Below are 13,333 nucleotides of genomic sequence, written 5' to 3'. Positions count from 1 at the left end.
TCGGTTGTGAACAACACCAACCCCAACGCACCTGCAAAGATAAAAACGTCGGCAATGTTAAAAACAAACGGATTGTTGATGCCGCAACAAGACATATTAAGAAAATCAAGCACATAGCCATAGATCAGCCGATCCGCCACATTGCCAAGTGCCCCGCCCACCAGAAGGCCACCACTTATTTGCGCCCAGAACCCTTGTTCTGATCGGCGCAGCCACAGTGTAACAGCAAGACAAATAACCAACGCGAGGACGATCAAGAACCAGATGCTGACGCCATCGCCAAGGCCAAAGTTGATGCCCCGATTTTCGCCATACCGAAAATTCAGAAGAGGCGGCAACACGTCAATCGACCGAATGCGGGCCAGTTCCATCATGTGGATCACCACATATTTGCTGGCCTGATCGATCAGAAAGGCGGCAAATCCGGCCCAGATAAAATTGCGCATCTGTTGCCCCTCTTAGTGCCGAAAGTGGCGCATGTTGGTAAAGACCATCGCCAGACCAGCCGCGTCCGCAGCCGCGATCACCTCGTCATCGCGCATTGACCCGCCCGGTTGAATAAGTGCCGTTGCCCCCGCCTCTGCTGCGGTGATCAACCCGTCAGCAAAGGGAAAGAACGCGTCAGATGCCACAACAGACCCTTGTGTCAAGGGGGCCGGCAGGCCCATCGCCTCGGCCATGTCCTGTGCCTTTCGGGCCGCAATTCGGGTGCTGTCGACGCGGCTCATCTGGCCCGCGCCCACGCCGACTGTGGCACCATCTTTGACATAAATAATCGCATTGGATTTAACGTGTTTCGCAACCGTCCAGGCAAAAAGCAAATCGCTGAGCTCTTGATCTGAGGGTGCGCGTTTGGTCACAACTTTCAGATCATCACGGGTGATCCGACCCACATCCTTGTCCTGCACCAGATATCCGCCCGACACCTGCCGCACCGCCAGCTTTGCCAGTGCGGGGTCAGCCAACCCATTTGTGGTCAGTAACCGAAGATTCTTCTTTTTGCCAAAAATACTCATGGCGTCTGCATCAGCACCAGGCGCAATCACAACTTCGGTAAAGATCCCGCTGATGGCTTCCGCAGTTTCACCGTCAAGGATTTGGTTAAGCGCAATGATGCCGCCAAACGCCGAGGTGCGGTCACAATCAAAGGCGCGCGTGTAGGCCTCGATCATGGTGCTACCTGTTGCAACGCCACATGGGTTGGCATGCTTGATAATCGCGCATGCAGGGCCATTTTCCGGTGCAAATTCGCTGACCAGTTCAAACGCCGCATCGGTGTCGTTGATGTTGTTATAAGACAGCTCTTTTCCCTGATGCTGGGTGGCCGTTGCCACGCCGGGGCGGTCACTGCCATCAGTATAGAACGCGGCTTGCTGATGGGGGTTTTCGCCATACCGCAAGGTTTGCGCCAAAGTCCCGCCAAAGGTGCGGCGGCGCGGTGTTTCGCTGACCTGCTCGGCCATCCATGTGCTGACCGCTGTGTCGTAGGCCGCCGTGCGGGCATAGGCGGTCTGGGCCAGACGTTGGCGCAGGGCATAGGTGGTCTGACCGGCATGGGCATTCAGTTCGGCAATCACCTGAGAATAATCTTCCGTATCGACCACAACAGTCACAAAGCCATGGTTCTTGGCCGCTGACCTGATCATCGCCGGGCCGCCGATGTCGATGTTCTCAATAATCTCAGGATAGGCCGCCCCCTTGGCAACTGCCGCCTCAAACGGATAGAGGTTCACCACCACCAGATCAATTGCGCCAATGCCGTGGGTGTCCATCGCGGCCAGATGATCCTTGTTGTCGCGCAGTGCCAGCAGCCCGCCATGCACTGCGGGGTGCAATGTCTTGACGCGGCCGTCCATCATTTCCGGATAGCCGGTCAAATCGGCCACATCGCGGACATCCAGCCCCGCATCGCGCAATGCCTTGGCCGAGCCACCCGTGCTCAGCAATTCAACCCCATGCGCCGCCAGAGCCTTGCCCAGATTAATCAATCCGCTCTTGTCAGATACAGAAAGCAGGGCGCGTTTGACGGGGTGCAGGTCGGGCATGGGCAGGGGTCCTCTGGTCAGTCTTCTTCGGCATAAGGATCGTCTCGTGACAGATCCCGCACGCCAATCGCAGTTTCCTGCGCTTTGGACAAGGACCACCTGACCCGTGTGGCATAGGTAAATGCCATTCCGGTCAAAATAATCTGTTGTGCAGCACGTGGTTTCAACCGCGTGGTTTCCAGATAGACGCCTGCTTCGAGTTTGAGATTATGTGTGCCGTCATGGCGGAACACCCATATTTCACCGCTCTTGAGCGCCATAGAGATCGCAGCACCGCCCAGATCGAGTGTCGCATCAACGTCAGGGTGCAAGTGAAACCGGATATCAAACTGAATGCCTTTCAACTTGCCGGCATCCAGAGCGCGGTCAAAACGCTTCTTCTCAACGTCCTCCATTGCCAGCAGCATATCCTCACCCGCCAGCCCGCGCCCATCCAGCGTCAATTCAAGTGTCCGCGCATGGGTCAGCCCATGGGTCATGACATAACCATTATGACCGCCTTGAAAGCGGATGCCGTCCGACATCTGGCTGATTTCGACGGGCACATGGGTTGCCGCATCGATCAGCGCCTCATGACCGGTGTGGCGATCCGGTTCGGCAAGCCGGGCACTTGAATAGCCCCCCAAAGACAGCGTTGAATGTGACGGTGTGGCCCGACCGGCCCTGCGCCATTCGGCACCAAAAGACGCACCAGAACCACAGTTGACCACCAGGGGCCTGCGCCCCGAGGTCAGTTCAAATGCAAGTGTAGAGGCATGGGCGTTGTCAGACGCTGCACCCGACGGCGGCGTTTCTGCGTCAATGATCACGCTGGTGCGGCCCGCCGACAGTCGCGCATACCCCATGGCCAGCCCGTCTGGCTGAGTGGCCCTTACGTTCGACGCCGCCAGCGCATGATCCAACCACCCCTCAGCGCCGCGCCCGCCGCCATGAAAGCGTGCCAAGGCACCATCGGCATGCCGCAGGCTGCGCAGGGTGGGTGCGATGCGTTCGATGGCTTCAAGATGTTCCTTGGGCGCACCACGGCCCGCATCACTCAGCGCCGCCGCAGCCCATGTGAGAAGCGTGAAAACAGCAAGCAATTCTTCAGGGTTGCGTGTCGGCAAACCGCCTTGGTTGTCTATTTGCGATTTGCATTCGCGGGCCAAAGCCTTGATGGCCGGATCGGCCAGCGATTCCTGCCCCTCAAGCGACAAGCCCGCATAAATGAGGCCCGTCAACGCCTCAAACCTCGGCAAACCGGGCGCGGCTCCGCGCCAGCGCCGCGACAAAAACTGGGTTTGCTGCTCTAATGAGCGATAGAACGCTTTGCTTTGGTCCGACTCCTGCCCGCGCAGCACAAAAAGCGCGTGATTGATCCAGCGGATCAACCGACGACCCGTCAGATCAGGTGTCCATCCCGGCCCCTTGCCCTTGCCATAAATGTCAATCCAGGCCCAAAGCCAGTTTTGCGCCACAGTTCGTGCTGCAACGTCACCAACAGCGGCGAGATCGTCCATCCACGCAAACCCGTGAATTTCTTCGGCATAAGCCGCATCTGGTGGCGCAACATCCCAGATAGAGGTGCCCGGTTCGTTCAATAATGTCCCTGCAAACAGATAATTTCCTGCCACCAACTGCCGCCCACGCGCATAGGACCCGATGGTGCGGGGTTCCGGCGAGGATACAAATCCTTTGACCTGTGCACGGGTTCGGGTTGCGACCTTTGCGTGCCACAGATTGAGAAAACGCGCTTTGCGCGCCTTCAGACTGGTGGTGTTTAACATATGTGCTGCCCTTGACGCTCTGCTGGCGTTTGGCGCAACCATACCCTGAGTCAACCTGCAAGTCACCGCATTTTGGCATTTTTTATGGCAATCGGCGGGATTGGTCGCAAATGTGCGTTTGCCAGCTGCTTGCACATATTAATCTACGGGCGAAATATCTAAAGGAAACCAGTTCATGATCGCCAGCCTGATGATGTACATGCGCCCTGAGCTTGACGCGGCACATGCGCGGTGTTGGGGTCAGATCCGTGCTGAACTGGCCGCGCGAGGCGTTGCCGCCCCTGTGGTCCTGTCGCATGATGTGGATGAATTCAGAGTATGGAACGATCCGCATCTGGTGCTCAGCCAAACCTGTGGGATGCCCTATCGGAAATGGCTGCACGACAAGGTCACGCTGATCGGCACACCTGACTTCGGCGTGCCCGATTGCCCGCCGGGATACTACAAAAGCGCGATTGTGGTGCGGGCGGATGACACACGCGGGGCGCTGCCAGACTTCAAAGATGCGAGATTCGCTTTTAATCAGACGTTTTCACAATCAGGTTTTGCGGCACCCTATGCCCACACAAAACCGCTTGGGTTCTGGTTCACAGATCGGGTGCAGAGCCACAGTCATTTGTCCTCTGCCCGCGCCGTGGCAGAGGGTCAGGCGGACATTGCGGCACTTGACGCTGTGTCTTGGCGATTGATCGCGCGGTATGAACCTTTTGCAGAGCGCCTGCGGGTGCTGGAATGGACATCCCCGACCCCCGGTTTGCCCTATATCGCTGCTGCCGGTGCCGACCAACCAGCAACATTTGACGCCGTCAGCGCCGCGATTGCAGCATTGGAAGGTCCGGATCGTTCAGCACTGGGCATTCAGGGACTGATCCCGATCCCTAAAGAGGCCTATCTGGCTGTCCCCAACCCGCCAGAAAGTGACAGCTGATCAACCTGCCTTGCGCAGGCAGGAGATATAGAATCCATCCATCCCACCCCGATCGGCCCAATAATCCGGGCGCAGGCGCAAGCCGCCTTCGGTGGTGTGCCAGTCAGCATCAATCCCCGGCACATCCAAAGCATCGGTATCCGTTGTCATGTCGGCGTGACGCTCCAATGCCTCGTCCACCTGCACTTCGCCTTCATCAGGCAAGAGTGAACAGGTGCAGAAAACCAACCGGCCACCGGGTTTCAATAATGACCACGCATGGTCGATCAACTCCGATTGCAGTTCAATCAGATCGCCAAATTCAGACCCATCCTTGGCATAGGGCAAATCAGGGTGCCGCCGGATCGTGCCGGTGGCCGAACACGGGGCATCCAGCAAAATGGCATCATATTCACCTGCCACCTCGCGCGCGTCCTGCACACGGGTCTTGGCGGGCAAATGCACCCGCGCAAGGTTTTCCTTGACCCGCACCATGCGCGACGCAGAGCTGTCGACGGCCGTGACCTGTGCCCCAAGCGCTGCCAGTTGCATTGTCTTGCCCCCCGGTGCCGCACATAGATCAAGCACATTTTCGCCCTTTTTCGGGGCCAGAACCTGAACCGGAAGCGCCGCGGCGGCGTCCTGGACCCACCAATCGCCCTCTGCATACCCGGGCATTGCGGATACTTGCCCTGCATCCCGGACCCGCACCGACCCATTGGGCAGCACCACGCCGCCAACGGCCTCTGCCAAGGCCACTGGATCGCGTCTGGCGGTCAGGTCCAGCGGTGCGCCCGCGAAATGTGCGGCCTCCATGGCGGCCATTGCATCGGCCCCCCAGGCTTCGGTCAGCGGCCCCCGCAACCATTTGGGCAAACGCGGCGCGCGCAGGGCGGCCCAGGCGTCCGGCCCCTCTGTCGCGATTTTGCGCAGAATGGCGTTTGTCAGCCCCTTGAGATGGCTCAGGGTCCGGTGACCCGAAACCAGATTGACCATTGCGTTCACCACACCATGCGCGGCACCGCCCTGGCAAAGCTCTATCGTGCCGACGCGCAGAACGTTGCGAATGGTCAGGGGTGGATAGGAGTTCAGGTATTTTTGCAGCAGCCGATCCGCCCGTTCCATGCCGCGCAGCGTTTCCAGCGCCAGACGTTGCGCGCGAGCGCGGTCATCGGGGGGTAGCTTATCAAGCGCACCGCCAGCCAAAAGCTCAGACATCAGGCGTGGCTCTTCACCAAGTATCTGATCCAACAAATAGACGGCACTTTTTCGGGCCTGAACGCCTGTATCTGCCATGAGGTCACTTTCTATCTGGGGGCCAGCCTTGGGGGCATGGGTTGTCTGCGGTAATCTGGGACGTATATCAAGGTGGAAGTTGCCTCAAGAGGACCCCATGCCAAATCCTACGTCACCCCCCGGACCGGACCTGCCGCCTCAGCCCAAGCCAAGGGAAAACCCCGCCCCCGACGTGCCCAAACCGACCCCGCCAGACCCCAAGCCCGACCTGCCACCAGCCGCCATGCGCGCTCTGGCTGAGGCTGAAGAGCGGCGGAAAACCCAAAAAGTGACAAACCTGCCGCCGGAATTAGGCGGTCGGAACGGGCCGGAGCCTGTCAGATACGGTGATTGGGAGAAAAAAGGTCTTGCGGTCGATTTTTGATCAGGACCTAACCGTTGTAACGAAAACCTGCGAGCCTGCTTAACGGCCCAAAAGATCAGCGCAGTCTGAATTCAGCCGACTGACCGGCACCCTTGTCAGAAGTGATGCGCATTTTGGCTCCATCCGCTTCAACCGACTGGCAGTTGTAGCCCAGATCGTCACCGCCCCATTCGAGGCTGCGGCACAGATAGTTCCCTTTCCACTGCCATTGCCCCGTAATCTCCCAGACTGCGCCCATGCCCGAGATTTGTCCGTTTGGCAGCACCGACAACTTCACCATGGGACGCGTAAGCGACTTTCCCTCGACCAGCGCAACAAAATCGGCTTTGGTTGTGACCTTTTCGTAATCCGCAAAGGCAGGTGTTGCCAAAGCGAGGACACAAGCGGAAATGGAGGCTAACAATGATTTCAAGGCGCGTCTCCTTTGACTAATATAAAGGATACGTTTCAACCGCCCGATTGGTTTCATCTTTGTTGAAAAAACATCTCGACGCTCAATCAGACAGGCCCAGAACGTCAAGCATATCATATTGCCCGGGGGCCTGTCTCAGCCCCCAAAGTGCGGCCTTGAGCGCGCCGCGCGCAAAGACCGAGCGATCAGAGGCGACGTGCCGCAAGATGATCCGTTCACCTGCAGCGGCAAACATCACGTCGTGTTCTCCGATAATATCGCCACCACGGATGGCTGAAAAACCGATGTCGCCGGGTCTGCGCGCGCCCGTCATTCCGTCGCGCGCCCGGTCCGATACCTCGGCCAGTGTCACACCCCTGCCCGCTGCTGCCGCTTCACCCAACATCAGCGCCGTGCCAGAGGGCGCATCGACCTTCTGGTTATGATGGGCCTCGATGATTTCAATGTCGTAATCTTCATCCAGCGCGGCCGCGACCCGTTTGGTCAATTGGGTCAAAAGGTTCACGCCAAGGCTCATGTTGCCTGCGCGCACGATCACAGCATGGCGGGCAGCGGGTTCAAGGGCCGCGATCTCATCCTCGGTCATGCCGGTTGTCCCGATGACGTGTACGGCGCGGGCCTGCGCTGCAAAGGCTGCAAACTCAAGTGTTGCTTTGGGCGCGGTGAAATCAATAATGGCTTGCGCGGGTGCAATGGCGTCCAGCGGGTCGTCTGTAACCGTAACTCCCAAAGTTGCGCCACCCATGGCCACGCCAACATCCTGACCCACCCACGCATGGCCGGGTCGTTCAATCGCGCCAACCAACCGCATCCGGTCGCTTGCTGAAACCTGCGTGATCAGCATCTGGCCCATACGGCCAGAGGCACCTGTGATGGCGATACCGGGGGTTTGGGTCATGATCGCGCTCCTTGGTCAATTTCGTTTGGTTTAGCCTGCATGGCGCGGCTTGGCAAAGGCTGCGGGACGTCTTAGATGGAAGCCATGGGAAAGAATAAGTTTCAAGAGGGCACAGGTCCATCGCAACGACAGCTTCGGGTGGGCGAGACCATTCGACGGGCTTTGTCAGACGTTCTGGCGCGTGGCGATGTGCACGACCCCGAACTCAACCGCATGTCAATCACCGTCGGCGAGGTGCGCACGTCATCGGATCTCAAGATCGCCACAGCCTATGTTTTGCCATTGGGCGGGCAAGGCAAGGATGAGGTGCTCCAGCTTTTGGCGCGCAACAAAGGCGAATTGCGGCGCATGGTCTCCAAGAAACTGACGCTCAAATTTGCGCCGGATTTGCGGTTTCAACTGGATCAGACCTTTGACCAGATGGACGAAACGCGGCGGATGCTGGCCCAGGACATTGTGCGCCGGGATGCCAATGCCCCGGATCAGGCACTGGACGAATGAGGCTGCTTGTCCTCTTGGCTCTGGTTCTTGTTACCAGACCAGCGGACGCTGCGGCATGTCGGTCTGAAACCTACGCTGGCAATAAATACTCAATTTGCGAGGTCGATCTGACGCAGGAAAACCTGCAGCTTTTCCTCAAGGACGAGGATGGCCAGATTTACGGTCATTTTGGCAACGTTGAAGCAACCCTGAACGCAAACGGTCAGCATCTTGGCTTTGCGATGAACGCAGGTATGTTTCATGAAGACCGCGCACCGGTGGGCCATTATGTCGAGAACGGGCAAGAGGTCCAGCGGGTGATCAGCAGCGATGGTCCCGGCAATTTTGGTCTGCTGCCCAATGGTGTGCTGTGCCTTCGGGACGGTCGGGCAGATGTTTTTGAAACCAAAGCGTTTTTGCGCGACAACCCACCTTGCGTCTCTGCCACACAATCGGGTCCTATGCTGGTGATTGATGGTGCGCTGCACCCAAAGTTTCTCGAAGACGGGACATCACGCTACATCCGCAACGGTGTCGGCACCACGGCGGATGGCACACGTGCGGTATTTGCGATTTCGGACAACACAGTTAATTTTTATGATTTCGGTGTCCTTTTTCGCGATCACCTCAAGATGCCGAATGCGCTTTATTTTGATGGGAACGTATCGCGCCTGCGTGCCCCGGAACTGGGCCGCGACGACGCAGGGTTCAGCGCGCTGGGTCCAATCATTGGCGTGGTTGAGCCCGCGAGATAGCGGCCGCTCGCCCGTTCGGGTTCTTTTCAAACTTGGGTCTGGGCAGTCACGCTTTGGCGCGTTAAGTGGCACTTTGGTCAACAAAGAGAGTGAACATGGCACGCAAACGCAAAGGTCGGGATATTTCAGGTTGGCTGGTGGTCGACAAACCCGCCGGGCCGACCTCAACGGCTGTGGTGAACAAGGTACGCTGGGCGATGGATGCCAAAAAAGCAGGCCACGCTGGCACGCTTGACCCGGATGCGACCGGGGTACTGGCCGTGGCACTGGGTGAGGCCACAAAAACTGTGCCCTATATCACCGATGCCTTGAAAGCCTATGTGTTCACCGTGCGCTTGGGGGCATCGACAAACACCGATGACGCCGAAGGGGAAATACTTGAGACATCTGATGTGCGCCCGGATGATGCGGCTATAAAGGCGGCGCTGGGTGCCTTTGTCGGTGATATCGAACAGGTGCCGCCGCAGTTCTCCGCAGTCAAGATTGACGGGGAACGCGCCTATAAACGCGCCCGCGACGGTGAAGCGATGGATTTGGCGGCGCGGCCCCTCTGGGTGGAGAGCCTGCTTTTGACCGAAAGACCGGATGCGGATCACGTGACCCTTGAAATGGTGTGTGGCAAGGGCGGCTATGTTCGATCTGTTGCGCGGGATCTGGGGCAGGCATTGGGATGTTTCGGCCATGTCCGCGAATTGCGGCGTATCTGGTCGGGCCCCTTCGACGTCTCTGATGGTTTGACGCTGGAAGAGGTTGAGGCAATGGCCCGCACGCCCGAGCTTGATGCGCACCTCTTGCCGCTTGAACAGGGGTTGCATGCTTTGCCAGAGGTCAAGGCGACCGCAGAAGGTGCTGTGCGCCTGCGCAATGGCAATCCCGGCATGGTCATCGCACACGATGTTGAATACGGTGACGAATGCTGGGCGTCCTTTGACGGCAAAGCCGTTGCTGTTGGCCGCTTCAGATCAGGCGAACTTCATCCCACACGGGTTTTCAATGTATCTTCGTCAGGTAACGACTGAGTGTTGTGGTTCATTGGGATTGAATCCATCGCTGTGCCACACCGTTCAGGCCAGTCCCAAACGGTCTGTTCATCCCAGTGATTGCCCCTGCCACATCCATCAAAGCCACAGGCGCTAGCACCGGGGCATAGTTTCTCAGAATACCGTTATTCGAATTGCACTGAGACGCCAGGATTGGCACAACCACATCATGATCACCCGAACACACACCAAAGGCGATGCGCCCTCTACTGCGGTCTATTCCGACTGCGACAGATACCGCTATAGCCTTGGCCGCATTTGGAATCCGGTCGGCAAGCAGGTGATGTTCGTGATGCTCAACCCGTCAACCGCGACCGAAGTGCAGAACGACCCAACAGTTGAACGCTGCGAACGTCGGGCGCGGGCGCTGGGGTACGGCGGTTTTCGCGTGACCAACATCTTTGCGTGGCGCGCTACGGATCCACGCGACATGCGTGCCGCCCCTGATCCTGTTGGCCCCGAAAATGATTCGACTTTGAAAGAAGGTGCGCTGTGGGCCGACCACATCATCGCGGCATGGGGCACTCACGGTGCGCATCTGGATCGGGGCATTGCTGTGGCTGACATGCTGTCCCGACAGGGTAAACCATTGTTCCATTTTGGTTTATCTAAAGCGGGGCACCCAAAACATCCGCTATACCTGCCCTATTCTCAACAACCCATTTCGTGGTCAATCGATCAGGTCACCCTTTAACGGTCAATTAACCAGTTAACTCTATTGGCTTAGGCGACCGCGCGCTTGCGTGGTTTATCTGCGCCGGGGCGGTACGTGGTTGTGCCGAAGACCCGCTTTTTAGGATGATCAGATGTTGTGGTTGGCAGGATTGATGGGTTTGATGGCGGTCAGCACGGCGGTCTATGTCGATTTGAGCGAAGAATTGGACGGCGACGACCAGCCCGGCGCACCGGAAAACAGCAACGCTACACAAGACGACATCGTTCTGGGCAGTGCTGATGCGGACTTTATTATCGGCGGCGGCCACACCGACCAGATTAACGGTTATGACGGCAACGATGTCATAGATGGCGGTGCCGGCAATGATGATGTTCATGGGGCCGGTGGCGATGACACACTTTTTGGCGGGCCGGACAATGACAATGTCCATGGTGATCAAGGCGATGACGATATCCATGGGGATGATGGGGACGACAGTGTGATGGGCCACGGTGATGATGACATCCTTTATGGCGGTGTCGGCCAGGATTCCCTTCACGGGGGCGAGGGTGACGATCAGCTTTTCGGTGAAGAAGGTTCCGATGCCCTCCAAGGCGGCCTGGGCAATGACACGCTTGATGGTGGCGCGGGACAGGATGTTCTTTTTGGGGGATGGGGTGCTGATGTGTTGAATGGCATCGTCGATGATCCCGATACAGCGGGCATTCAAGACCTCGATGATCGGGATTTCCTGAACGGTGGCGGTGCCGATGATGTGATTCTGGCAGGTCAGGACGATATTGTGACCACAGGTGATGGGGCCGATCAGATCGTTATGGGGGACTGGATTGGCGCAAGCCATGCGGTACACATCACAGATTTCGTGCCAGCTGATGACGCCTTGCTGTTTGTCTGGGATGACAGCGCCGCTGACAGCGAAGCGCCAGAGGTTTCGATTGTGGCCGATCCTGAAAATGCGGGCCTTCTAAACATCTTTATGGGTGATGTGATCGTGGCGAATGTCACAGGGGCAAAGGCGTTGGACAGCGCGGAGGTAATGCTGATCCCGCTCAGTTCCGCTTATGCCAATGGCCTGATCGCTGCCTGACCAGCGGGCAGCCAAACCGCTATGGCAATAAGTCTTTGCCATTCCCAAGCTATTTTCCTATACGCGCCCATCACCTGCTGATTCTGATTGGCATGTGATGCCTCCATGGGCCTGAGCTGGACGACATCCCGGCCTGCGCCATTCATTTTAACTTTTCCGCAAAGGAGACCCCGATGTCGATTACACTGGAAGAAAAAGCAAAAGTCATGAAGGACTTTGGCACCAAAGAAGGCGATACAGGATCGCCAGAAGTGCAGGTCGCCATCCTTTCCTCGCGCATCGCGACGCTGACAGAACACTTCAAGACTCATAAGAAAGACAACCACGGTCGCCGTGGTCTTTTGAAAATGGTCGCAACACGCCGCAAATTGCTCGACTATGTCAAAGGCAAAGATGAGGCCCGATATCAGGATCTGATCAAACGTCTGGGCCTGCGCCGCTAAGCGTTTAGGCATCGCTGAAGAACACGAAACCGCGCTCTGGTGACAGAGGGCGGTTTTTTCATGCGCACCGCATGGCGAAAAGCCTGCGAAAACCGGACAGAATCCCGATCATCAAATACGGCCCAGCCGCCAGTTTGCGAAAAGGTTCGACTTTTTCGAAAAGGTGCCTGTTTCATACCCGGCAAACAATCCATCTTGAGTCACAAGAACTGTACGCCATCCGCGTGCCGCAGCCCCAAGTATATCAGTGTGCAGCGTATCTCCACACATTGCGATTCGATCTTTCGGCACGTCGGGAAGCGTTGCTTCGACAAGGTGGTAAACCTCGGGAAAAGGTTTCCCGAAAAATCGCACCTGTTCAGGGAACAGGTCTGCAATCAGATGACCAAAGTGGCCAGGTTCCACGGAAAACCCATCGTCGCGCGGGGCCGCCAGATCGGCGTTGCCAATGAACAGGGTCCGCGGGCGGTTCTGCATGGCATCTTTTAACAAATCCTGACGGTCGGTTGTCCAATTGGACGTGGAAAGGAACAGGAAATTGTCGACCATATCATAGTCTTTCGGATCATCGCCCAAGCGCAACGCAGTGGCAGGCAGGTCGACCAGCCGATCGGTATCCGCAGCAATGACACCCCATTTCCCTTGGGTCAGGTGAAGCAATGCGGCCTCGCGGCTTGTGATGATCTCATCATCTGAGAGTGTGAGCCCCAGACGTTTGAATTTCGCGACAGCGCCGCTGCGGTCATAGCTGGCGGCGTTGGTCAGGATACGAATGGCGCAGCCCCGTTCACGCAGCTGATCGAGCCTGTGATCAGCCCCCGGAATCATGGTTTCGCCCACATTCAGCACCCCGAAGGCATCGAAAACAAAGGCATCAACGTCGTCGGCGATATCCAGCAGGCAGGTGATATCGACAGTTTCGGACTGCGCTACAACTTTGGGAAATCGGCTGCGGACTGCCTGGTAGCGATCAAAGATTGATTGCGTCGTTAGCATGTTGTCCCCGCGCTTGTCAGTGGTTGCTAAGTTTTCTGTGCATCCCTAAGGGTACTGAGCCAGAGCACAGCCGTAAACAACAAAACAACATTTATTTCACCATCATGCCGCAGATTTACCAAATTATATCTATGATGCCTTCCAAAATGGCACTATTCAGATATTAAT

The 13,333-nt window shown here is 57.3% G+C and carries 15 protein-coding genes; 8 read left to right on the top strand and 7 right to left on the bottom strand.

Features of this window, described 5'->3' with window-relative positions; all coding sequences use genetic code 11:
• The 3 genes from lspA to ACEWL3_RS02365 form a co-directional block, all read right to left on the bottom strand.
• Positions 1–446, bottom strand: a 446-nt coding sequence (gene lspA, locus ACEWL3_RS02375; RefSeq protein ID WP_435000486.1) for a signal peptidase II, incomplete at its 3' end; no start/stop codon positions are given.
• A gap of 12 nt (positions 447–458) precedes the next feature.
• The gene (gene purH / locus ACEWL3_RS02370) at positions 459–2,045 is read right to left on the bottom strand and encodes a bifunctional phosphoribosylaminoimidazolecarboxamide formyltransferase/IMP cyclohydrolase (protein WP_386177429.1); all 1,587 of its coding nucleotides are present in this window, start codon (positions 2,043–2,045) and stop codon (positions 459–461) included.
• A gap of 17 nt (positions 2,046–2,062) precedes the next feature.
• Complete coding sequence (locus tag ACEWL3_RS02365) at positions 2,063–3,811, bottom strand: heparinase II/III family protein (protein ID WP_386177428.1); 1,749 nt, start codon at positions 3,809–3,811, stop codon at positions 2,063–2,065.
• A 175-nt stretch (positions 3,812–3,986) separates the two neighbouring features.
• Here ACEWL3_RS02365 and ACEWL3_RS02360 point away from each other — a divergent pair, with 175 nt between their 5' ends.
• Complete coding sequence (locus ACEWL3_RS02360; RefSeq protein ID WP_386177427.1) at positions 3,987–4,739, top strand: phosphate/phosphite/phosphonate ABC transporter substrate-binding protein; 753 nt, start codon at positions 3,987–3,989, stop codon at positions 4,737–4,739.
• Here the strand turns inward: ACEWL3_RS02360 and ACEWL3_RS02355 are convergent, their stop codons facing one another.
• The gene (locus tag ACEWL3_RS02355; RefSeq protein WP_386177426.1) at positions 4,740–6,014 is read right to left on the bottom strand and encodes an RsmB/NOP family class I SAM-dependent RNA methyltransferase; all 1,275 of its coding nucleotides are present in this window, start codon (positions 6,012–6,014) and stop codon (positions 4,740–4,742) included. It lies immediately after the preceding gene.
• A 223-nt stretch (positions 6,015–6,237) separates the two neighbouring features.
• Here ACEWL3_RS02355 and ACEWL3_RS02350 point away from each other — a divergent pair, with 223 nt between their 5' ends.
• Complete coding sequence (locus ACEWL3_RS02350) at positions 6,238–6,378, top strand: DUF1674 domain-containing protein (protein ID WP_386177902.1); 141 nt, start codon at positions 6,238–6,240, stop codon at positions 6,376–6,378.
• A gap of 55 nt (positions 6,379–6,433) precedes the next feature.
• On the opposite strand, the gene ACEWL3_RS02345 is transcribed toward ACEWL3_RS02350, so the two are convergent.
• A complete protein-coding gene (locus ACEWL3_RS02345) occupies positions 6,434–6,790 on the bottom strand; it encodes a dihydrodipicolinate reductase (protein WP_386177425.1) in 357 nt (118 codons plus the stop codon).
• 82 nt (positions 6,791–6,872) lie between these two features.
• The gene (gene dapB, locus ACEWL3_RS02340; RefSeq protein ID WP_386177424.1) at positions 6,873–7,688 is read right to left on the bottom strand and encodes a 4-hydroxy-tetrahydrodipicolinate reductase; all 816 of its coding nucleotides are present in this window, start codon (positions 7,686–7,688) and stop codon (positions 6,873–6,875) included.
• Positions 7,689–7,772: 84 nt separating this feature from the next.
• On the opposite strand from dapB, the gene rbfA reads away from it, so the two are divergent.
• From rbfA to rpsO, 6 genes are all read left to right on the top strand, one after another.
• A complete protein-coding gene (rbfA, locus tag ACEWL3_RS02335) occupies positions 7,773–8,189 on the top strand; it encodes a 30S ribosome-binding factor RbfA (RefSeq protein WP_386177423.1) in 417 nt (138 codons plus the stop codon).
• Positions 8,186–8,923, top strand: coding sequence for a phosphodiester glycosidase family protein (locus ACEWL3_RS02330; protein ID WP_386177422.1), 738 nt, complete (start codon positions 8,186–8,188; stop codon positions 8,921–8,923). The genes rbfA and ACEWL3_RS02330 overlap by 4 nt, the downstream gene beginning before the upstream one ends.
• A gap of 95 nt (positions 8,924–9,018) precedes the next feature.
• A complete protein-coding gene (truB, locus tag ACEWL3_RS02325) occupies positions 9,019–9,942 on the top strand; it encodes a tRNA pseudouridine(55) synthase TruB (protein WP_386177421.1) in 924 nt (307 codons plus the stop codon).
• 190 nt (positions 9,943–10,132) lie between these two features.
• Positions 10,133–10,657 (top strand): DUF1643 domain-containing protein, encoded by a 525-nt coding sequence (locus ACEWL3_RS02320; protein WP_386177420.1) that lies wholly within the window; start codon positions 10,133–10,135, stop codon positions 10,655–10,657.
• A gap of 112 nt (positions 10,658–10,769) precedes the next feature.
• Positions 10,770–11,726, top strand: a complete 957-nt coding sequence (locus tag ACEWL3_RS02315) for a calcium-binding protein (RefSeq protein WP_386177419.1) — start codon at positions 10,770–10,772, stop codon at positions 11,724–11,726.
• Positions 11,727–11,899: 173 nt separating this feature from the next.
• Positions 11,900–12,169 carry a 30S ribosomal protein S15 gene (gene rpsO, locus ACEWL3_RS02310; protein WP_114877023.1) on the top strand — a complete coding sequence of 90 codons (270 nt, stop codon included), beginning with the start codon at positions 11,900–11,902 and terminating at the stop codon, positions 12,167–12,169.
• Positions 12,170–12,280: 111 nt separating this feature from the next.
• Here the strand turns inward: rpsO and ACEWL3_RS02305 are convergent, their stop codons facing one another.
• On the bottom strand, positions 12,281–13,165 hold the full coding sequence (locus ACEWL3_RS02305; RefSeq protein WP_386177418.1) for an HAD-IIA family hydrolase: 885 nt from the start codon (positions 13,163–13,165) through the stop codon (positions 12,281–12,283).
• Positions 13,166–13,333: the final 168 nt, after the last annotated feature.

Source organism: Sulfitobacter sediminivivens (assembly GCF_042611115.2).
Classification (GTDB): domain Bacteria; phylum Pseudomonadota; class Alphaproteobacteria; order Rhodobacterales; family Rhodobacteraceae; genus Sulfitobacter; species Sulfitobacter sediminivivens.
Note: the sequence above shows the minus strand (reverse complement) of the source record. Positions and strands in the feature narration are given on the sequence as shown.